The organism is Bacteroides sp. AM16-24, from assembly GCF_003471885.1.
Lineage (GTDB): Bacteria > Bacteroidota > Bacteroidia > Bacteroidales > Bacteroidaceae > Bacteroides.
In genome coordinates, this window is record NZ_QRKI01000009.1 from 182,629 (window position 1) to 206,657 (window position 24,029).

Genomic DNA, 24,029 nt, shown 5'->3' on the forward strand with positions numbered 1-24,029 from the left:
GTTTCACGTGGAACGTTCCGAGTTATCTGCCCGAAAGTACCAGCAGAACGTTAATGTCGCTTGGAGACACTCCCGGAATTCGGCTTGCTTGAGCAATGGTTTCCGGGTCAATCTTTACCAGCTTCTGTCTTGCTTCGGTGGAAAGGGATTGAATGGAATTATAGTCAAACTTCCCTTTGATTCTTATACTTTCCAGACGGGCAAGCTTATCTGCTATAATTCGTTCCCGTCCGATATAGCCTTCATATTTAATAAGGATCTCGGCAGCCTCGATGATTTCCTCTTTTCTTTCGGTAACCTTATCCAGTTCTCGACGGAAAGCACCGACGTGTTCCGCCATATTTTCAAGTGTAACTTGCGGACGGTTTATCAAATCTATTAATTTACATCCTTGGCGCAGGGGAGTAGTTCCTAACTGTTCGAGTACCGGATTTATTAATGCCGGTTTCATCGAATAGTTTTGAGTAAATCCTACAATGTTACTGATAGCTTCACGTTTTCGCTTCAGTAATTCATAGCGGTCTTCTTTCACCAATCCGAGTTTCCATGCTTTTTCAGTGAGTCGCATGTCCGCGTCGTCCATGCGCAGCAAGATTCTATATTCCGCACGTGAAGTAAACATGCGATAAGGTTCATCCACACCTTTTGTTACCAAGTCATCGATCAATACGCCGATATATGCTTCATCGCGTGCCAGCGTAAAAGGTTCTCCGCCATGGCAATTAATATGTGCATTGATACCAGCAATGATTCCTTGTCCGGCAGCTTCTTCGTATCCAGTGGTTCCATTTACTTGTCCAGCAAAGAATAAGTTCTTGATTTTTTTCGATTCCAACGTGTGTTTAAGTTGGGTAGGATCGAAGTAATCATACTCAATGGCATACCCCGGACGGTAAATCACCAGATCTTTAAATGCAGGGACTTCCTTTAAAGCTTCTATTTGTATGCTCATCGGAAGTGATGAAGAGAAACCATTCAAGTAAAGTTCCTGTGTTGTCTCTCCTTCCGGTTCCAAGAAAAGCTGATGCTGCTCCTTGTCAGGAAAGGTCACAATCTTGGTTTCAATGCTGGGACAATAGCGGGGGCCTATACTTTGAATCTGTCCGTTGAAAAGGGGAGAATCCGGCAGTCCCTCACGTAACACACGATGCACTTCTTCGTTCGTAAAGCAAGTCCAGCATGGGAGTTGTTTCAGGTGACGCACACTGGTATCCATAAACGAAAATTTGTGGAAGTCACATTCCCCATCCTGGGTTTCCATATATTCATAGTGTACACTTCGTCCGTCTATGCGTACAGGGGTACCGGTTTTCATGCGTCCGTATTCGACACCATGTCTTGCGATGGATTCAGTTAATTCGTAGGATGCAGGCTCTGCCATACGTCCACCTGCAAGCTGGGTACGTCCTATGTGCATTAACCCGTTTAGGAAAGTTCCGGCTGTTAATATGATACACTTGGCATGGAAAGTCACATCAAGGAAAGTAGTCAGCCCGGTAATTTCTCCGTTTTCAACGAGAATTTCGCGTACAGTATCTTGCCAGATGTGTAGGTTAGGAATGTTTTCTAATATTTCGCGCCATGCCCAGATGAATTTATTGCGGTCGCATTGTGCGCGTGGACTCCACATGGCGGGCCCTTTGGAACGGTTCAATATACGGAATTGAATAGCGGTTTGATCGGTTACTAATCCCATGTATCCGCCTAAAGCATCTACTTCGCGTACTATTTGTCCTTTGGCAATACCGCCTATGGCAGGGTTACAACTCATTTGCCCTATCTTATTCATGTCCATGGTGATAAGGCAGGTTTTTGAGCCCAGATTTGCCGCAGCCGCAGCCGCTTCACAACCGGCGTGTCCGGCTCCAATCACGATAACGTCGTATTTAAACTCCATTCATTCAATGTCTTTAAAACTGTGCAAAGTTACGAAAAAAACAGCTACTCCTTTATTTTTTCTCTTTCTTATCATTGTTTAGGCTAAGGTGGGTTGTAGAGAAGGTATAAAGTAAAGCTGTGAATGATGTGGAGGATAAGTCTGAATTATTCTGATATATCTGTTGCCCCATCTCTTCCTTTTTGTTTTCTTTGTTATCTAATAATAGAATCATTTTATGCTAACCCGATTGAAAAACTTATTATCTGTCCTTTGTCTCTTTCTGCTGCTTGTTTCCTGCAATAAGAACAAAGTAGAAGACAAACAGTTGCTTCGTGCCGAGATTTTAATCTCTTTTTCTCCCGACAGTAGTTATCAGATTCTGTAATCCATTTCTCCCGATGCCCTTTCCAAGTCCGAACAAATGTATTACGGGTTGCTTTTGGCTGAGGCAACGGATAAGAAATATCTTCCTCTCTTTGCATGTAACTCTTTGCTAAATGAAGCTTTCATTACTATGGTAGCGGTATAAATTGTGAGAAAGCTTTGATGTATAAAGGGCGTTTGCTGTTTCGGATGAATATGTATGCGGAGGCTATGGAAAACTACTTTGCAATATTGAAAGAATTTGGGGAGGCGGATAAAAAAGAATTGTAGATAAAAGGAATGCTTTATGAGGATTTGTGTAATCTTTATTCTAATCAGGTGCTGACGGAAAAATCGACTGAAGCATATCAACAAGCTGAGGATTATTTTATGAGATGTGACTGTAAGGAAGGATTAGCTTCTGTTGCTAATTGTATAGGATGGAATTATTTGTTTCAGGGTGATACCCGACTTGCTTTTGAACACATGAAACGGAGATTGGGGCTTGCTTTGGAGAAGAACGACTCTTAACACGAAGCGGAAATGAAAGTCTATAAGGTAAGATAAAGAGACAGCAACTTTTCTCTCATTATTCTTAGTTTGCTTGTGATTGTTTTGGCTATTTGGTATGTTCAACAGGCAAAACGTTGCAAAAGGATTATACAATTGGATAGTGAGCAGGATGTGGAATTGCTAAAGGTTGATATTTAATGAAATATACATGTTCTTGTTATGGTTGGATATCTTAAATAACTGAACTCTGTGCTTTTATGAAAAAGAGATATTATTGTTTTTATTCTCTTTTTTGCTACGATGTGGTTAACTTTGCCATATTATCAATCTGGAAGAATGCGTGAAATATATGAAAGCGTTATCATTTGTTTTATTAGAAAGTTTGTGCTTATTGTAACCATCTGTACTGTCTATAAATGTACAGACTATAGCTAACTTTGTCTGTTCCTACAGAAAACCAGAAAGCTTGCTAATATTTATTTATTGAAAGGAGAAACGCTTACTTGTTTCATATTATCCGTAGTTCCCGGTTATATCAAGGATAATTAACTTTACATTTGTTTGGGGACGCCTCTTGAAAACGAATATTTAGTAGTTAAAGATACCGAATCCGGTGAAATCGTGTATTCTGACACTTTTATTGATAATACTCTTGTAATTTTTAACTAATTTGGGAGAATCTTATACGGTAGAATTTGTATAAGAGAACATCTTTCCTATCTGTTTTCCAAAGAGCATCTGTCCTCTTTTTTCATGTGTAATTTCCCTTTAGACATTAAAATTGTACAATTTTTCACAGCGGTGGCTATACTAAAAAATAGCCACCGTCTGTGAATTCTTTATGCAAAAGGGAGATAAATACCCACTGTTTTTGTTCCTTTTATTCTTATGGTCTTAAACGTTGCAACTACTGAATATCCTTCGGCGAGGTTCTTCATATTACGTTTTACTTGGTTGTAACTTCTAACTTGCCCGATTTTATTCCAAAAGCCTTTGCCTCAAGAGTTAGTTTTCCAGCAGCTTCTCCTGCTTGCACAATGGTAGTCAGCATACCATTAAAAACATGCATCTGGGGCAAATGAAATAAATCAAGCGAAGTAGGGTCTCCGTTAGCCGAGGCGCGGTAGCTTCCGTTCCCTTTTACTGAAAACTTGATTAATCGTCTGTCATGTGGGCAGAGATTGCCATTCTTGTCGGTTACTTTTACAGTAATATATGCTAAATCTTTTCCATCTGCTGCGAGTTGTGTTCTGTCTGCCGTAAGCTCTATCTTGTAAGGAAGAAGACAACCATAAGAATAATACTAAAACTCTTTTCATATTCATATTATAACTCTATTCAAAACTGGAACCAAAGTTTCATTCTGAAGCCCTCGTCGCCTTTGTTGATTTTAATATAAGAGGCTTCTCCTCCTGTTCCTTGAGAATTGACAGCAGGAATTTCAAATAAGAATGAGATGTCTCCGGCAGGATATTCCTTTACCGATATTCCACGGCTTTCGCGGTCGCGCTGCTCTTCCGGAGTGAAGACACGAAAGAAAATACCGTCAGTTTCCGAATAGACTGTCATTGGGGTTGTCTGTGATTGGAGTGTTGCCCAATAGAGACCGGCATGATACCCTTTGAATTCCGGGTAGACAAGCGGATGATAATATTCTCCCGTCACAGTGTTGTTGTAGTCCTTTTGCCAAATGCCATAATTCGTTCCTTCGATACGGTTCTTCCATACCCGGTAAGGGCCTTTACCTAACCAACGCATCCCGCTGACGTTCTTTTCAGGAAAAGAGAATGAAAAGCCGAGATTATGAACCGGACGGTCAAAGTATGCACCGTCAAACTTGTTATCTGCCCTGTAATTCAGCACCAATGCATCCATTCCAAGCAATCCGTCAGGCGTCATTCTCCAGACAATGGAGTCGGCTGCACCTTTATATTTTACGGTATAAATGGCAGTGTCACCTTGCATTTTTAGGTTAGCAGAGCTGAAAAGCATCTTCATTCCGACCGGGAGAGGACCATCAGACAATGATATTACCTTGCTGCCATTTTTCACTTCCACCAAATTGCCATTTGCTTTGTTGAATGTTGCTGCAACTCCATTCGCCATCAGTGTAACACTGTTGTCGTTTGTCTGATATCTGGCGGCAGTTGTTGCTGCCGGTTGTAAATGCCTGTATTCTGCAAAGTACTTGCGATTATTCTTGATGGGGAACGCCCAGTTACATACCGTGTCACCCGTCGCACTGTAGGCTTCCAATTCCAGAACGTCGCCATTGAAGAATTTCTCCGGCAGATCGAAGTGGGCTGTACCCTTTTCACCAGGTTGAATTGCAGGTAGCAGTACACTACCTTCTGCTAAGCAGATGGGGCTGTCGGACACCCGTGGAATAGGTAAGCGCATTACCTTCCACTTCATTCGACATTCGTTTAAGTTGCTGAATAAGTAATCATTAGCTACGTAAAAATCTCCTTTGAAGGAAGACGTTATTTTAAACGGATTTATTTGAATGGGCGACCATACCTCCCGAACAGTATAGAAGCTGCCTTCTTTTTCGCGATTTGCCCCCACGATACCATCGGGAGCATTAGGACCGTAAGTGTCCATTTGTCCGGTATCTGTACGGCGGATAGCTTCATCCACATACGCCCAAAGGAAGCCACCGGCAAAGAGTGGATTCGCCTTAAATTTTGACCATAGTCCTTTGAGGCCTGCACCCTGTCCACGGTCGTAGAGCCCATGTAGAAACTCCGTCATCATGAAAACCTTATGTCCGCGTTCCAACCGATACATGTTATCCGTACTGTTGGGATAATGGCGTGTATCCAAACCGTTGAAATCTGCCCACGGATGAATGACGTGGCGTTTTTGCGGGTCATAGTTGGCAAAACGATTGTCAATGGCGGTATTCCATCCTCCTTCGTTACCATTTGCCCAAATAAAGATGCACGGGTGGTTTACATCACGAAACATCATTTCGGGCAGCAACTTTTCTGCTATTGCAGTGCTATAGCTATTCTGCCAACCACACAATTCATTGAGATAAAGAAGCCCTATGGAATCGCATACCTCTAAGAAATGGGTATCAGGAGGATAATGTGAACGCACGGCATTCATATTCATCTGCTTAATGAGCAAAGCATCCTTCAGACTGAGTTCCCGACTGATTGTTCTACCCGTCTCAGAATCAAAGCAATGGCGGTTAGTTCCCTTTACTAAAAGCCGTGTACCGTTCAGATATATGCCATCTTCGGGACGGAATTCAATGGTGCGGAACCCAATGCGCTCCGTTATCTCGTGTACAACATCTCCTGTTGTGGAAAGAAGACGCATAGTAAGTCGATAAAGGTTAGGATGTTCAGGGTCCCATGTCTTGATATTTTCCCAATGTGTGGTAAGTGTCTGTTTCTCTCCCGTCGAAAGTCCACATACCTGTCTCCCTATGGAAAGCTGTGAATCGCAGGACATGAGCGACAGCTCTACTTGCTGTCCTTTGGAAATATTTTTCAGATAGACATCTGTGCGCAATGTACCATCTGCACGGGCATCCACCGCTATATGGTCTATTTGCGTGCGAGGTTTCGCCATCAGATATACGGGGCGGTAGATACCTCCGAAGAGCCACCAGTCGGCACGGCGTTCCGCTGCATTTACTGATTTATCCGCCGATTGCTTCCTCACCGTCACTTCCATTGAATTCTTTTTCCCGAATTTCAGTTTGTCTGTGATATCATAAGAGAAACGATAGAATGCTCCCTGATGAGTGGGACCAACGATAACATCGTTGATTTTCACTTCGGCATCGGTCATGACACCTTCGAATACAATGCTTATCTGTTTGCCTTTCCAAGTATCCGGAACGTCAAAACGGTGACGATAAATGCCGTATTCATCGCAAAAATCATGCTCTCTGTAGGCATCATATTGCTTTTCATTTTCGCGTTCCTTATAAATGTAGTAGCGTCCGTAGGTGTAGCCTCCAAAACCTTGCTGTTCCCAGCAAGACGGAACTTCTATCTCGCTCCACTTTTGGGAATTCATACCTGATGAGCACCAGAAATCCCACTTCACAGTATTATCCGGTCCTGTGCCGGAGAGATATCTCACTTCTGTCTGTTGAGCTTTTGCAGAACAAAGACACAGTAAAATAATGAATAATCCAATAATTCTTTTCATATAATTCATGCTATATTAATATGTTGGTTGGACAGGGAATACGTAAAACATTCTATCTGGCTTGAAATCAATCATCCATTGGTCTATCAATACATGGTCATCCAAAGCTGTGATGGATAAGGTGTGCTTTCCTTTTGCCAATCGATGATTGGTTTCACGAATAGCCTGCCCCCGAAGCACATTCTGCTTCCAGCCCTCCGTGCGGAAACCTTCTTTAAAGGAGCATATCTGAGGTTTTTCACCATCTATGCTGACACTGAAACGAATATCCCCTTTATCATTAGGTTGTGTAGGAATGACGGCGGTGCGCAGTGTCGCTTCTCCATCCCATGAGCAATCAAATTCAAAAGTAATTGATTTTCCTTTCGGTACGGAAACTGCATTCATGCTGTGCCCCAATGATTGAATTGTCATGACACCTTCGGACGCTCTTGCATAATCGCAAGCATTAGAAACGATACAACTATCTTTAACTGCTTCTGCCAAAGGTAATGATTTTGTTCTTTTTAAAGAAGCATACTTCTCTATTTCTTTGTCTGTCAGCCATACAGGGACTTTAGGCGGATAGAACACATATAAATCCCGCGGATTGTGGCACATGGAGTATTTCCATTTGCCACCTGCCAGCTCATTGTTGTAGTAGTCCGTCAAGTCGCGTATTTCTTGATAAGCCTTGATGCTTTTGGCACAGGCAGCCATTAATTGGCTCTCTCGGGTCCATAAAGTCGTGTCGCAGCTTCCCGGAGAGATGCAACGTGCTCTTTGTGCTTCCAATATCTTCGTGCTCATAGCTGCGGCACCAAACACAGGATACTTGATTTGGGCAAAGAAAGCATCTTTGCGTTCCTGAGGAATTATTGCTTCCGTTTCCGATAAGATTTCTTTAATGGCTTCATAAGATTCCAGATAACGGTCCAGTTCTCCGCCGAATTCAGTCAGACTAAAGTCTGTGTTTCTAACCGGAGACCAACCTTTAGTATACTTCTTCTTGTCAAGTTCCACCTGATTCCAACCCATAAATTCCGGTTTACGGATGCCGCACAGGCGATAAAACTCTAACATGGCGGGCAATAGCTTTTCTCCTGCTTCTTTTCCGAATTCGCGGCAAAGCCAGTTCTTCTGATGCTCCACAAGCGTAGATGGAGATACAGAGTTGATATTCCATGCCATATCCAGAAAGAGTTCCAGATCGTAAGCCACCGGTTTCAGGTCGTGCACATTGACCACCCACAAGCGGCGGGCATTGCAGTCGTATGCCTGTTTCATTTCGCTATAAATCAATCCCGGCTGGGTAGTACATAGCCACATGTAGTCGTGCGGACGCCCCCAATAACTGAGATGATAATACACTCCGGCACCTCCGCTACGCTTTTGCTGTTCCTCGTCGCTCAAACGGGTCATATAGCCATAGTTGTCATCGCACCATATCAATGTGATGTCCTCCGGCAGTTGCAAGCCATTCTCCATTATTTGAAGTACTTCTTTATAAGGGACAAAAGCTTGGGGGATTTTCTCTACATCCTTATTTACATATTTCGCCAGTAGTTTACGCTGGTCGTTGATTACTTGTTGCAGGGCATCGGTCTTTTCCTGAAGGGTCTTGACTCCTTCCATTCCACTGTCATGGATACCTCTCATGCCCATAGTATAGAAATTCTCATAGGGGCCTGCCTCTTTCAGCCGTTCTATCCAATACGATTGCACTCCTTCACGGTTGGTCATGTAATTATAGTCGCCTCGCTCGCTGACTTTCCATTCGCCTACATTATTGCGCATCATTGGTTCGCAATGCGAAGTACCAATTAGGATGCCGCAACTATCGGCTGCTTCTTTGGCTCCCGGTACAAAGTAGAAAGGAGTGGTAATCCCATGCATACCCGGCCAAATGGCATTAGCACGAAGGCGCATCAGTAATTTAAAGATTTCTTTATAAGTCCGGGCACCGATACGCCCTTTAATGTCAGATGGCTCAAAGTTTTTCCAACTCCAAGGCTGTAAACTCCAGTCTTCGTCATTCAAAAAGATACCGCGATATTCTACAGATGGGCTTTGAAAAGTTTGGTATTTAGCCGGAAGTATCAACTTGGTTTTCTTCTCGGGGGTCACATCTCCCCACCAAACCCAGGGAGAAACACCTGCCAGGCGTGAGAGTTCAAGGATGCCATATGCGGTTCCACGAGCATCCCCTCCAATTACAAGTAACTGACGTTTGGAAACGGTTATATAAAAGGCATCCCGCTTCGAGGCCAGTTTATCAACTGGCACTCCTCGTTTCTGCAAATCTTTTATTGGGATATCAGTGTTATCTAACTGGATGATGCGTATGGTTGCATCATCTATAGATACAGACTGGGGCAATCGTCCTGTTACCTGCTGAATATCTTCCCGGAACATGTCGATGGCAACAGATACCACCGGAGCAAGGGATTCGGGGGCACAATAGGTAACAGGACGGTTATCGCTGTACCAGACGAAGTCGTTCCCTTTTACAAATTGAAAACAATTGAAAACAAGTATCAATAAGAATAAACGTAAATGCATAACATTGATTTTATAACTTAACTTTTTAGGAACTATTTTATTCATAACACATTTCATTATTGAAGATTATTAAACTATTCTACAAACTTCATCTCTTTTAGCCAATCAATAGATAAATTTGGCCAGACGGCAGCAGAACCTGTACAATTCCCTATACCTAAACGATGACCACCATAAGGAAATATATGTAAAGATGATTCTACCCCAGCATTTTTAAGAGCCTGATAAAATACAATACTATTCAGAGGCGATACAACCTTATCATCGTTCGCATGAACTAAAAATGCAGGAGGCGTATCTGGTGTCACATGTTTTTCATTGGAAAAAAACTCAATTAATTCTTCCGAACTGTTATCTCTCAACAGGCGATCCCGGCTTCCTTCGTGAACAATAGGCGATTCAAACGATATAACAGGCGAAAGCAATATCATAAAGGCGGGCGTATATGAAAAACAATCGAGTTCATCACCAATAGCGCTTATATCTTCTTTATGAGTAGCCAAAGTTGAGGCTCCATGTCCTCCCGCTGATCCACCGAAAACACCAATCCGGTTGGAATCAATGCCCCATTTCGCCGCATTAGCGCAAATAATCCGCATGGCCCGTTGAATATCCTGCCAAGGTGCTATTTCAGGAACTTCCAAATCAGGTGATGCTGGCATACGATGACAAACTACAAATGCACTTATTCCCTGTTGCTGATAATAAGAGGCAATAGGGATATTAGAGTAATCGGCCGTTAAGCGAAGATAGCCTCCCCCGGGAACAATAAGAATTGCAGCACCCGTATTTTTTTCTTTGGCAGCCGGATACACATAGACTCTCGGCTCTCCAACTTGAAACAATCGACCATCAATTATAGTATCAGATACTATCACCCCCTTACTATTCGGCATTTTCCCCTGAGGCCATAACAGAATCTTCTCTTGGGCAACAGAAGTATGAACTCCACATAGAATGAAAACGATATATATAAATATTTTCATAGCATTACCATCCATAAGTTCTCAAATAAGGCTTTTCCGGAACAACTGTCGGAAACTTTTTAAATATCGACTTCAAAATAGATGCATCTTCATGGGCATTCTCTGCAAATAAGATAAGAGTCCCTTGGATAGCTACATCCGCTATCGGCAATAACCCGATGGGGGACGTAAATTTAGTACCATACCCGGCAACAATTGCATTTTGAGATATATGTATATTCCCATTTACATTTTCAACACCCATGTTACCATTGCCGCTTAAGAATGCGATGTGTTGTGCTCCATTCGTAACAACACCAACATCAACATTCATTCTGTTTCCGTTGAACCGTATATCGTCACGATGCAACTGCCAGATAGCCCGTTCATTATAAGCAGTTTTACCAGGAGTGGATGAATAGGGTCCATCACCTAACCAATCAAATTGATTAAATGATTTTCCTAAATCTAAGGTTAGCCCACATTCAAGGAAATTACCATTCGCATTCGGAGAAGCCTTAAGGTTATAATCAAATTGTACCTTTCCATTAGCCGCTATGAAAACAGTCACTTCGCCTGAAATATATTGTTCGGCCTGCCCATTTCGATTCCAACGGCATTGCAATGTTACATACACGCCATCATCTTTTTTAATTGCTGCAAACTCTTCTACAATGGGTTCTAACAAATAAGGATTCCAATAATATTTATTCTTCAAGCCTTGTGTGAGGAGCATTATTGTTTCAGGACGTCCAACACGAAGGAGTAAAGGCGTCTCTATTATTTTTCTTTTTTCATTTACAACACTAAATACCCCATTATGTGAAATATTATAACTGTACTCTCCATAAGTTAATGATGCATTCGTTTTGGTAACTTTAGTTTTTGACTTCTTTGTAGATGCTGCATTCTTAACTAAGCTCATGTAATCTTCGTTACTTCCGCCAAGTTCTATTGGAAGATTACGTTCATACATTCTTTTACCATTAGGAGTTAATACCTCTAGATAAAGGGTCAAGTCGTTAAAGTCGACCATCTGTGGTAGTTGCGTATTCAAGTTTATTACTCCCTTTTCTCGAGCTGGTATCTGTAACCAAAAACTTCCGGCATCCAGTATCTTTTGTAAATTTTTCACCTGCCATTTCAACTGATAACCATGAAGAGAAATAAAATCAAAACGATTCTCCAGTTCCACAGAGAACGTGTTTTTTGCATTTAACTTTCCATTTAAATATGAAGTTAATACCACAACTGGTGAATACATTTTTCTGACCAAGTAAAAACTTTCTTTCGGATAACCATCCGCATAAACAATTCCATCTGACCCCCGGTCACCAAATGTGTCAAGAAATCTCTTTGAATCAATCCAAATACCCTGATATTCTTTAGGCAGATCTCGCCTTGCGTCACGATTTAAAGCTTTTGGATTTGAGGAATAGCCGATTTTCATCTCTCCATTTGTTAAAATGGCCTGATCACTCCAACACCATATAGATCCTCCGATAACCTTTTCTTCTTTCAGTATCCGGGTAAACTTTGATTCAAACTCATTGAATGCATTTCCTTGTGCATGAGCATACTCAGTATGAATGATCGGTAAGCGAGTATCTTTTATAGCCTTGTCAATGCGAGCGTCATTCAAATAATGTCCCATCACAATATCAACGTTCTCACTAGGCTTTTTAGTAAATGCCGTGAAATCACCGGCTTTTTGCGGTAATCCGCGAGGTCGAGTCGGATCTTTTTCTTTTACATATTTAATAACCTCTTCAACTATGGGTGTATAGGGATTCTCGTTGCCTAATGACCAAATAATAATGGATGGATTGTTCTTATCACGTCGAATTGTAGCTTCAGCTCTTGCTTTTAATTCAGGAATAAACTCTTCTTTAGACAGATTATCTGCCCCCCGGGCTCCAAAAGAGACTTCATTACATACATAGAAGCCCATTTCATTACATAGCTTCAGAAAATCAGGAGCAAATGAATAATGTGCCGTACGGATAAAATTAATATTAGCTTCTTTCATCTTTAAAAGTTGCATTCGACGCTCTTCATAGGTTAAAGCACGACCTGATTTTGGATCAATTTCATTGAGGCATACTCCACGCAAAAGGATAGAGCGATGATTAACCTTTAGTTCATACCCATCCATAGTCACACTCCGGATGCCAACATATTCGTTTATACGTTGCTGTATCTGTCCTTTAGCATCAACAATGCAAACTTCCAAACGATATAAATTTGGTGTTTCTGCTGTCCACAACAATGGATGCTCAATAAATCCCTCAAAATTGTATACATTGATATTCTCCGAAATAGCTCGTGTGAAATTTAAAAGATGATTATTTTGCGGGTCAGACAGGGAAATATTCAACTGCAAACTATTTTTTTCAATCTTATCAAACCTATTCACATCTATACGAAGCCGTATTTCAGCGTCCAATTCAGGATTAACATTCGAAACAAAAGTTACATCTTCCAGATAAGTATTGTTTATAGCAAACAATTCAACATTGCGAGTAATTCCAGCTATCCCCCAACAATCATAAGTATCAAATTCCCAACCCATAGAGCGAGTCATAACTTTGACACTCAAGATATTTTTCTTATCAGAAAAAAGATATGGGGTAATATCAAATTGGCACAAATTATAAGCACTACCCCATTGACCAGCCTTTTGTCCGTTAACAAAAACTTCGTAGCCAAAATGCACACCATCAAATCGCAGAATAACATGTTGCCCTTCCCATGCCGAATCATAATCGAATGATGTACGATAGAGCCCTGTTAATTCTGCGATTTCATTACCATATTCAGGTATTTTAAAACCTTGTGTTTCCCAGTTTCCGGGAACAGTAATATCACCCCACCCGGAAATATCAAAATCGGTAGTATTCCAATTTGATAATTCATTGGGAACCAAAAGTCCTTTAATCAACTTGAATTTCCATGTACCGTTCAAAGATTTGACCATCATCCTCTCACGAACGGGATAAAAATGTCTTTGTCCACTTCCAAAGGATGTAATTGTCGATGCTAGGAGACCATTCAAGCATAACAAAAAGGACACTAGAAGAATCATCTTTATTTTCATACTATAATAAATTTAATTAGCTGGTGGGGTATTATTTTTCTATATTAGATTAATAGCCTGGATTCTGATCTGCACTACTCATTTGGTCGTTTGCATCAATAGCGGCTTGTGGAATAGGGCGAAGTAACTTTTGACCGATAGCCTGTTGAGCCCGACCTTCCAGACGTTTGTTATACAAGTTATTGTATTCCACTAACTTTTTTGTGCGCCGAAGGTCAAACCATCTTGAGCCTTGTCCAAAAAGTTCACAAACGCGCTCTTTAAGTATTGCATCAATATCAATAGAAGCAGCAGCAGCCAATCCAGCACGACGCCGAACTTCATTCAGACGCGCCAACGCCGATTGTTCATTACCCGCTTTCAAATAAGCTTCGGCCGCTACCAAATAGATTTCTGACAAGGTAATAATATGAATATCGCGATAATCATCTTTTTCAGAATATATATTTTTGAGCGTATAGCTATCATCAAATTTCCGACAAGGAGAACCACCGTAATTATAACCTATCATCTGTTCATAGGTAATAACTCCTTCTGTATAATCCTGAGGCTCACGTGTATTCTCGCTCATTGGAATGATCCAGGTATCCTTGCGATTTTCTGGATCAATACTTCTCCATGCCTCTATATCATCTGCTGTCTCATACCAAGCGGGATAATAACGTTTGATTGGCGTACCGATAAAATTTCCTCCGTTTTTGTAGAAAGTCCAATACGAATATACACCATTGAGAAGATCGGGTAGTTCCTTCATGAATGTCGCATCATAGCGGACATCTCCTTTTTCAAAACACTTTAAAGCATGCAGAGTTACAATAAAAGCCGATTTTGAACCTTTACCTCCATCACTCCCAGAACCTATATAGTTTGTGTAGAAGACACTCCAACAGTGACCGCCACCTTGTGGAGTACTGGCAGTAGCATGATCATATTCAACATCCCAAAGGAATTCTTCATTGTCATCTCCGCTGTAATCTCCATTATAATCAGATTTCCAAAGTTCAGCAAAAGGAGTAGTCAGGCTACGACCTGCAATAACGGCATCAGCTGCTTGTGCAGCTTTTGTAAAATATTCGCTTTTATCCAGATCCCAAGCTGCAGCCAAATAAGTTTGGGCCAACAGCGCTTGTGCTGCTTCAATACTAACTCTACCACCTCCTTTTTTTGCGGTTGATGCATCAAGTGCTCCTGCTGCAATTACATCTTCAAGTTCGTCAATCATATACGTGTAAACGTCTGTTGCTGTAGCTCTCGGATATCCGGTTTCAATATTAGACACATATTCTTTTATCAGAGGCACTCCTCCAAATGTATTAACTAAAATATAATAGAATTGTACTGCAATGACGCGTGCTTCGTCAATACGCTTTTTGCATAATGCTTCACTAACATTTGCATCTGCCGCATAATAGGATACCGCATAAGCCGCACGAATACCTTTATAACAGTTTGTATAAAGAGTTTTCATCGAACTGTTTTCAGGGTTCAAGGTTTCATATTCGTGCAATTCATCGTTAATTTTAAGCCGTGCGTCACCATACATATCTGTACCTGCCTGGAAAAAAGTTGTATAACTGGAAGTTGCATAGATACCACGGAGTTTCTCATAAGCATTGTTCACCAAAGTTTCAAATCCGGCTTCAGTCGAAAAATGATCCTTGTCTGTTACACTTGATTTATTCTCTGTAGTAAGGAAATCGTCACAGCTTACTATTAAAATAGAACAAATCAAAATCATGATTGTATATATATATTTCTTCATCTTGTTTATTCTTTCATTTAAATTAGAACTTGATATTTACACCCATCTGATACGTTACGGAAGCAGGACCACCATCAGTCAATTTCGCACCTGCCCACTCTGGGTCAAAACCTTCGTAATCGGTAAAACAAAAGGGATTAAGAATATTCACATAAAGGCGTAAATGCTGCATTCCAGCTTTTGCAATCCACTGTTTTGGAAACGTATATCCCAAACAAATATTTTTTACTTTCACAAATGAGGCTTTCTGGTATTGAAACCCTTCCCCCTTTGCACTACCGGCACTGGAGTAATACCCTCCTGCCGAAGTATCGGAATTATTAGGATAAGGATACTTTCCATATTTCGTTTCGGTACTTAAAACAATGTCGCCAGTGGCATGGTCAATGACAGGAGTACCTGCTGGAATGTAGAAGTCCATAGCCATCTTCTGCTGACCGCGGCCTACATCCATATATTTATCATGAAAATAACTACGTGTCCATTGTCCTTGTTTAGTATAAATCATCACTGAGAAGTCGAAATTCTTATAATTCAGAGTTGTACTAAGACTTCCTATCCATTTAGGATCTGTACATCCATAGATTTGTTTATCCTCGTCGGTTATCTGTCCATCGTTATTCCAGTCGTTTACAGCCATCTGACCTTCGTACCATTTATATTTCGAACCATATTTAGCATATAATTCTTCCAAAGTATAGTGTATGTTGCCATCTTTTGTTTTCATAGTCACACCTTTGTCGGTAATTATGTCCGTATGAGTATAGTCACGTAATGAATTCAGTGGTTTACCAATGAAACGATTCGAAGCGACCTCATCTACCTTTCCATTACTCAGTTCTATAATTTTGTTCCAGTTGCGAGAGTAGTTAACATTAACATCCCACGAGAACTCACTGTTCCTGATTACACCAAATTGCAACCCCAGTTCAATACCTCTATTTCTTACAGAACCTACATTGAATGTTGCTTTAGACTCACCCGTCTCAAGCGGAACAATCCGATCCATAATCTGCCCGTCAGACAATCTGTTATAAATATCGGCCGTTAAGTTTATGCGGCTATTCAAGATACTCAAATCAACGCCAAAATCAAACTCTTTCACCTTTTCCCAGATAAGGGCTGTATTCACCAACCCGTTCGGATAATATGCTTGTACTTCCGTACCATCCAGTACCACATAATTGGGACCAGATGCTGAATAATGCGTCACATAATCGCTTACGTTATTATTACCAGTAACCCCATAAGACAGACGTAGCTTCAAGTTATCCAACCACTTTGTATCTTTCAGGAAAGCTTCTTCAGACATACGCCATGCCAATGCTGCCGATGGGAACCAGCCCCAACGATTACCTTCAGCAAAGCGAGAAGAACCATCGGCACGAACAGTAGCCGTTGCCATATATCGACCTTTATATGAATAATTTACACGAAAAGCGCCCGACACCATTGTTGATTCTGTATAAGAAGATTCGATTGTTTTGTCGCTTGACGCTGCTTTTTCCAACGCATGGAACGAAAGCTTATCGTTAGGAATATTAAAGCCTTTCATCTTATAAGCCTCCAGTTGCGAGCGATACATAGAAAAAAGTCCCATACCGCTAAATGAATGATCTCCAATTGTTTTATTGTAGTCCAATTGGCTATCCCATGTCCAATTCAAACGCTGTTTGGTTTCTACTTGTGCAGAGTTCATACCCGTGCTAAAATAGTAACTAGAACCCTCTTTATTATTGTCATTCAACCCTGTAGCATTAAAAATTCCCTGACGCGAATATTGGAAGTTTGGCGAAAAAGTTGTAGTAAATTTCATATTTTCCATAATATTAGCACGCAGATAGAAACTGGTTAGTACATTGTATTTCTTTGTTTCATCTGTATAATTTTTATCTGCAAGATCAATAAGCGGACTGATGGTAGATGTAAATCCGGCAGTTGTTTCAAAAGGTGCATTAGAAGCTGGTTGAAGCAGAATTTTTCCATTTTCATCATAAGGAGAAATGAACGGATTAAATAGAAAAGCTGTTTCATAAGGTGAGTAACTACTATTCGTTTGAAAGTCCTCCTTTATACTGTAAGCCATATTAACGGACAAGCCAGCCTCAAGCACTTTAGAAAGCTTTGCATCATATGAACCTTTTATATTGAAACGCGAGTAATCGTTGTACAAGAAAACATTTTCTTCATTTTGATAGCCAAAGCCTAAACGATAGGTTGCTTTCTCGGTTGAACCATCCATGCTGATAAAGTGGTTTTGCTGGGCTGCTGTACGTGTTACTAAATCCGTCCAGTCGTATGATTCGCCCGCCATCATCATCTCGTAAACTTTAGAGTCACGGTAATCAGCTCCACCAATACGTTTCATGAAAGCCGTTTCCTGATTAGCCTTTGTAATTGTGTAATGAGGCACACCATTTGCATCGATCCCTGCGCGACCGGACCCATCGTACTTTGTTGTTTCTAATGTAGTAAAACGAGCAAAGCGATAATCTATAAACTCTTCAGCATCCATCAGATCAGGCATACGGGCTATTTTACGTATACCGTAATATCCATCGTAACTGACAGACATTTTTTGGACTTTACTAGCTCCCTTAGAACCTTTGGTAGTAATCATAACCACACCGGCAGAAGCTCGGGAACCATATATGGCTGTAGAAGAAGCATCTTTCAGGACGTCTACACGCTCAATGTCTTCAGGGTTGAGGAAATCCATAGATTCAGATACTACACCATCAATAACATACAGCGGAGAAGCCTGTTTGTTAATAGAAGCTTGTCCACGGATTTGGATATTGAATCCTCCTCCTGCACGGCTATTAGATTGGGTAATATCTACTCCCGGCACCGCTCCCTGTAATGCATCCTCCAAACGGGTAGTACCTCTGGCTGCAAGTTTTTCGGAAGATATGGACCCTACAGCGCCCGTCAAATCCGATTTCTTCATCGTGCCATAACCTACCACAACAACTTCATCCAAGGTTTCGGTATCTTCCAATAAAGTCAGGCTAAAGGAGTTCTGCCCCTTAACTTGCACTTCGAGTGTTTTATACCCAATAAAACTTACCTGGATCATTCCGTTAGAAGGAATATCAGAAAGAGTAAAATTACCGTCAATATCGGTTATCGTACCATTGGAAGTACCTTTCAATACAACACTTGCCCCAATGACGGGTTCCCCATTAACATCGATTACAGTTCCCTTAATCTTACCAGTCTGCTGAGTAGAATACACAGATGCGTGTTCATTAACCGCATAAGTCATCCGGCTGCCGGTAAGCAAAGCCACACAAATAATAATCGCCATTAGCGATCTTTTGTTTCCATAGAAAATAAGTCTCATAGGCCAACTTTTTTTATAATTAGACATTAAAAAATTAACGTCACAAAAGTAATCAGCCATATGTTTTAAGTGGGTGAAGCATCGTCCGGTAAGGTTGAAACATGTTCCTTCTACCTTTTAAGAACATGTTTCAACCTCACTTATGCTGTGGAGATTATGCGTTTTTAGCCGCTTTCATCGCGTATTCTGTCGGCTGCATACCAAATTCTTTCTTGAAACAGATGGAAAAGTACTTGGGGTCATTGAAACCTACCTGATAGGCGAGATCGGAGATACGTATGTTCTTATTCTCATCCATAATGTTGCAGGCGGCCTTTAGGCGGATGCTGCGTACAAAGCCTGTCGTATTCAGCCCCGTCAGTGATTTGAGTTTCTTGTGCAGGGTGGTGCGGCTTGTCGCCATTTCATCGATAAATTGGGGAACGTCAAAGTCCGTATCACTCAGATGCCTGTTCACACAAGCAATGGCATCCTGCAAGAACTTCTCATCGTCCGAAGCGATGTTCGTAAAGAACTGGAATTTGATGTGATGCACCTTGTCTGTTTCCCCTTTTTGCAGATATTTCCGGTTGCGCAGCAGCAGCCTTCTGCGTACCTCCCACCATATTAATGCCAAGACTGATACGGATATGAATGCATAAACAAGATATGCCCACCAAGTGGCCCAGAAAGGAGGTCTGATGGTTATTTCCATTTTCCGTATTTCTCCCCAATCTCCATTCTCGTTCGTGGCACGTAGCTCAAAGACGTATTCTCCCGGAGATAGTTTGGAGTAATAGGCATTGCGGTTGGAGGCATTTACATAATGCCAGTCGGTGTCGAGTCCTTGCAATCTGTAGGCGTAATTATTCTGTTGGGGATGATTGTAAGTGAGGGAAGCAAAGCATACGGTGAAATTGGAATATGCGGCAGGGACAACGAGTTGTTCCGTAAAATCGGCGGTGAAAGGGCTGATTTCTCTTCTTTTATTTTCCGGCATCTGCTCCAATGATTTTCCGTCTATCCATATATCCGTAATGCATAAAGAGACATCAGAGTGATTTCCTTCGGCCATTTTAGAGTTGAACGTAACGATGCCGCGACTGCAACCGAAGTAGAAAGTCCCGTTACGATAGAAGGATGCATTCTGATTGAAGAAGTTATCGGCCAATCCGTCGGCCACCGTAAATATCCGCACCCGTCCTTTCTCTTCTCCGGTAATTGTCAGCTTCACCAGTCCCTGGTTAGTGCCCAGCCAAAGGTTTCCGTTATTGTCTTCCTCCATGCTGCCAACCATATCTCCCGGCAAATTGTATTCCTGATGAACAGACCGAAAGCAGTCATTCTGTGCGTCATACAAGCAAAGACCACTTCCTTCCGTTCCCACCCAAACCTTTCCACTCTTATCCAGAAGAAAGCAAAGTGGAGTGTTGACCGGTAACAAGCCATTTTCAATGCAGTAATTCTTGCATTGCAAAGACCCGGGTTGTTCCATATTGCCGGTGACGTGAACGATACCATTATTATTGGTCGCCAGCCACAAAGAGCCGTCATTATCTTCCATTATGCTGGTTATCTCTTTAGAAAGTAATTTATCGACATCGGGCAATTGATTGAAACAGTATTCACGACCCTCCTGATAACGCACACTAAGCCCTTTATAGGTGCCTAACCACCAATTCCCTTTCCGGTCTTCGTGCACCCAATAGACTAAATCGTGAGGTATAAAACCGCAATTCGAGGCCCTGTATTGGTGGACAATCTTCCCATCCCGGCAAGCTATCACCCCGCCATCATGGATAGCAAGCAGCACCTCCCGGGCAGATGGACTGTAAGAAATATGATAGGGGCGCTTGGAGGGAATCAAAGTTACTTTCTCGTCTTCCGACTGATAATCAATTCCATATCCGAAGCCTACCCAGGAAGCTCCGCTTTCTTCCACATACAGGGTAGAGATAATATCCGTAAAAGATTTCCCGTTGCCACGCGGATAAAAGACTTCAAAAGGACGCGTACGGGTATTCACATGAAACACTCCGGCGCCTTTGGTACCAATCCACATCAAGCCGTTTTTATCGCGAAAGACGGTGTTCACTTCACGGACAGGCAGATAGTGTTCTGAACCCGACTCTCGGTAGTTTATAAATTTCCCTTCATCGGTCAAGTCCATGATGCTGACCCCATTCCGTGTACCCAGCCATAACGAATGAGTTTGCAGGTCTTCGTGAATGGAATAAATATAATCGGAAGAGAGGGACAGCGTGTTAAGAGCATCGTGCTTATAAGCTTTTTCTACAGATAATGTCTTCTTATCAGGAGAGAAGTTTACCTTATACAGCCCGAAACCGCTTGTACCTATCCATAATGCACCTTTTGAGTCTTGGAATAAGGCCAATACGGAGTTGCTTTCATCCAACGGAGGATAGTGTATAAACTTATTCTCTTTTATATTATAGTGGAAAAGACCATCCTGCCATGTGCCAATCAATAAATCACCGTTTTCATCTTCAAGCAAGGTTTGAATGTTGATTTGTTCGGGTACTTCACCTTTGCAATTCTTGCTTGTCATTAACTCTAATGTATCTAGCTCTGCATTATAACAAGCCATTCCACGGATATATCCCAGATAAACTTTATTATCTTTGGTTACGTGAATTTCGTTCAAGCGATGTTTGCTTATTCCTTCCAGCTTCATTTTCCTCATTTTGCCTGTTTGCTTATCGAGTACGCAAAGTCCTTCATGCGTCCCTATCCAAAGGTGGTGGGAATAATCTTCTTCTACGCAAATCACATTATTATTAACCAAAAGTCCGGGAGTGTAAAGGTTGGATTTATACGTACGAACTTCGTAACCGTCGTAACGGAATAATCCATAGAATGTAGAAATCCAGATATATCCATCCCTGTCCTGATAAACTTGGTGAACCATGCTGTTGGGTAATCCTTCCGGTGTGGAGAATTGCTTGAATTCCAGATTATCGAAGCGGGTCTGTGCTTGTCCGGAAAGAAATGATAAGGTTATTATCAGGAGAGCCAATGCTGCTTTAAGTGTTCTCATACTGCATGCTATTAGATTTCATTGGGCAAACTTACGAAAATCTTGGAATTCATAGCTTCTTTCTTAGGCACTTTTATTCTTTTTCCCTGCCAACGCTTAGTTCTTTGCCTACGAATGCTTATTCTTTCCACCGTGGAGGTTTTTTCTTTCCACCATGGTGGAAAGAAACTTTCTCCGTGATGGAAAGAAACTTTCCCCACGGTGGAAAGAATAAATGTCTACTGCGATTTTTCTTAGCCGTCGCAGGGAAAAAACATAAAAGTAGCGAGCTGAGAACTTAATTCAAACACTTACTTTATCGCCCTATCACTTTAGTACATTTTGTTCATTAGAAAGATGATGAAGGAGGCTTTTGATGCGGTTGCCCTGCAACATTCCTGATTGCTCCATTTTTCTGTACTTTTGGGGTATCTTTCTGATTAATACGCTAAATATGAAAAGATTCTTGCATTTATTGAGCCAATTGCGTTATTTTGAAAATGTTTTTGTGGCTAACTTTGCTTTCGAACAATTAAAATAGTTAGATACCATGAAAAGATTATTTATCTCGTTATTTTTAGTGACGTTTTTTATTTCGGAGAGTGTGGCTCAGTGGAAGCCTGTCGGTGATAAGATAAAGACTAATTGGGCGGAACAAATCAATCCGTCTCAAGTTTTACCGGAGTATCCACGACCAATTATGCAACGTAATGATTGGAAGAACCTGAATGGCTTGTGGGATTATGCAATTATTGATAAAGGTGGAGCTATACCAACCAATTTTGAAGGACAGATTCTTGTTCCCTTTGCGATAGAATCCTCCCTGTCCGGAGTAGGAAAGAGAGTGAATGAGAAGCAGGAAGTGATTTATCAACGGAGTTTCGACGTGCCATCGGCTTGGAAAGGCAAACGAGTTCTGTTGCATTTCGGTGCTGTCGATTGGAAAACAGATGTATGGGTGAATGGTGTTAAAGTTGGAAGCCATACCGGAGGATTCACTCCGTTCTCTTTCGACATAACTCCTGCTTTGGCTGCCAAAGGTAATAATACCCTGGTGGTGAAAGTGTGGGACCCTACGGACAGAGGACCTCAACCCCGTGGCAAACAGGTGAACAGACCGGAAGGTATTTGGTATACCCCTGTAACCGGTATCTGGCAAACTGTATGGCTGGAACCTGTTAGTGGAAAACATATTGAAAACCTTCGCATTACTCCTGATATTGACCGCAATTTGTTGACGGTAAAGGCTGAACTGAATGCCAATTGTGCAACAGACCTCGTTGAAGTGAATGTATATGATGGCAATCAACTGGTAGCTGCCGGTAAGAGTATCAATGGAGAAGCTGTAGAGGTGGCTATGCCTGAAAATGCTAAGTTATGGAGTCCTGATTCTCCTTTCCTTTATACCTTGAAAGTAGCCCTGAAGGATGGAGGTAAAATTGTGGACAAGGTGGATAGCTATGCAGCTATGCGTAAATATTCTACTCGACGGGATGCTAACGGTATTGTACGCCTGGAATTGAATAATGAAGCGTTGTTCCAGTTTGGACCGCTTGATCAGGGTTGGTGGCCTGATGGTTTGTATACAGCTCCTACGGATGAGGCTTTGCTGTATGACATCCAGAAGACGAAAGATTTTGGTTTTAATATGATTCGCAAACATATCAAAGTTGAGCCTGCCCGTTGGTATACCTATTGTGACCAGCTTGGAATTATTGTATGGCAAGATATGCCGAGTGGTGACCGTAATCCACAGTGGCAGATGCGTCAATATTTTAATGGTACGGAAATGAAGCGTTCTGCTGAATCTGAAGGCTATTATCGCAAAGAATGGAAGGAAATCATAGATTGCCTGTATTCTTATCCTTGTATTGGTACGTGGGTGCCGTTCAACGAAGCTTGGGGACAATTTAAAACGGTAGAAATAGCTGAATGGACAAAGCAATATGATCCGACCCGTCTGGTGAATCCGGCAAGTGGTGGTAACCATTATCCCTGTGGTGATATGCTTGACTTGCACCATTATCCTGCACCGGAAATGTTTTTATATGACGGTCAGCGTGCAACGGTTTTAGGTGAATATGGTGGTATCGGTTTGGTTTTGAAAGATCACCTTTGGGAGCCGAACCGTAACTGGGGTTATGTACAGTTCAATTCTTCTAAAGAGGCTACTGATGAATATGTGAAGTATGCCGATATGTTATATCGGATGATTGACAGAGGATTCTCAGCAGCTGTTTATACGCAGACTACTGACGTAGAAGTGGAAGTGAATGGTTTTATAACTTATGACCGTAAGGTAATCAAGTTGGATGAAAAGCGTGTGAAAGAAATTAATACACGTATTTGTAATTCATTAAAGAAATAATCTTTC

Annotated in this window: 10 protein-coding genes and 1 pseudogene; 2 read left to right on the plus strand and 9 right to left on the minus strand. The window is 41.5% G+C overall.

Features of this window, described 5'->3' with window-relative positions:
• Positions 1-22 precede the first annotated feature (22 nt).
• The gene (gene mnmG / locus DW182_RS12400) at positions 23-1,897 is read right to left on the minus strand and encodes a tRNA uridine-5-carboxymethylaminomethyl(34) synthesis enzyme MnmG (RefSeq protein ID WP_118295721.1); all 1,875 of its coding nucleotides are present in this window, start codon (positions 1,895-1,897) and stop codon (positions 23-25) included.
• 645 nt (positions 1,898-2,542) lie between these two features.
• On the opposite strand from mnmG, the gene DW182_RS12410 reads away from it, so the two are divergent.
• The gene (locus tag DW182_RS12410; protein WP_117694329.1) at positions 2,543-2,773 is read left to right on the plus strand and encodes a hypothetical protein; all 231 of its coding nucleotides are present in this window, start codon (positions 2,543-2,545) and stop codon (positions 2,771-2,773) included.
• Positions 2,774-3,701: 928 nt separating this feature from the next.
• Here DW182_RS12410 and DW182_RS22155 read toward each other — a convergent pair.
• From DW182_RS22155 to DW182_RS12450, 8 genes and pseudogenes are all read right to left on the minus strand, one after another.
• Positions 3,702-4,034: pseudogene (locus DW182_RS22155) on the minus strand (invasin domain 3-containing protein); the annotation flags it as partial.
• Between the two features lie 59 nt (positions 4,035-4,093).
• On the minus strand, positions 4,094-6,928 hold the full coding sequence (locus DW182_RS12420; protein ID WP_118295754.1) for a glycoside hydrolase family 2 TIM barrel-domain containing protein: 2,835 nt from the start codon (positions 6,926-6,928) through the stop codon (positions 4,094-4,096).
• A gap of 15 nt (positions 6,929-6,943) precedes the next feature.
• The gene (locus DW182_RS12425; protein WP_370449806.1) at positions 6,944-9,469 is read right to left on the minus strand and encodes a glycosyl hydrolase 115 family protein; all 2,526 of its coding nucleotides are present in this window, start codon (positions 9,467-9,469) and stop codon (positions 6,944-6,946) included.
• A gap of 74 nt (positions 9,470-9,543) precedes the next feature.
• A complete protein-coding gene (locus DW182_RS12430; protein ID WP_158580801.1) occupies positions 9,544-10,455 on the minus strand; it encodes an alpha/beta hydrolase in 912 nt (303 codons plus the stop codon).
• 4 nt (positions 10,456-10,459) lie between these two features.
• A complete protein-coding gene (locus tag DW182_RS12435) occupies positions 10,460-13,531 on the minus strand; it encodes a glycoside hydrolase family 2 TIM barrel-domain containing protein (protein ID WP_118295727.1) in 3,072 nt (1,023 codons plus the stop codon).
• A 49-nt stretch (positions 13,532-13,580) separates the two neighbouring features.
• Positions 13,581-15,293, minus strand: coding sequence for a RagB/SusD family nutrient uptake outer membrane protein (locus DW182_RS12440; RefSeq protein WP_118295728.1), 1,713 nt, complete (start codon positions 15,291-15,293; stop codon positions 13,581-13,583).
• Positions 15,294-15,315: 22 nt separating this feature from the next.
• On the minus strand, positions 15,316-18,639 hold the full coding sequence (locus DW182_RS12445; RefSeq protein WP_118295755.1) for a TonB-dependent receptor: 3,324 nt from the start codon (positions 18,637-18,639) through the stop codon (positions 15,316-15,318).
• A gap of 154 nt (positions 18,640-18,793) precedes the next feature.
• Positions 18,794-21,676, minus strand: a complete 2,883-nt coding sequence (locus DW182_RS12450; RefSeq protein WP_118295730.1) for a two-component regulator propeller domain-containing protein — start codon at positions 21,674-21,676, stop codon at positions 18,794-18,796.
• 529 nt (positions 21,677-22,205) lie between these two features.
• Here DW182_RS12450 and DW182_RS12460 point away from each other — a divergent pair.
• Entirely contained in the window at positions 22,206-24,023 is a 1,818-nt protein-coding gene (locus tag DW182_RS12460) for a glycoside hydrolase family 2 protein (RefSeq protein ID WP_118295732.1), read from the plus strand.
• The last annotated feature ends 6 nt before the right edge of the window (positions 24,024-24,029 follow it).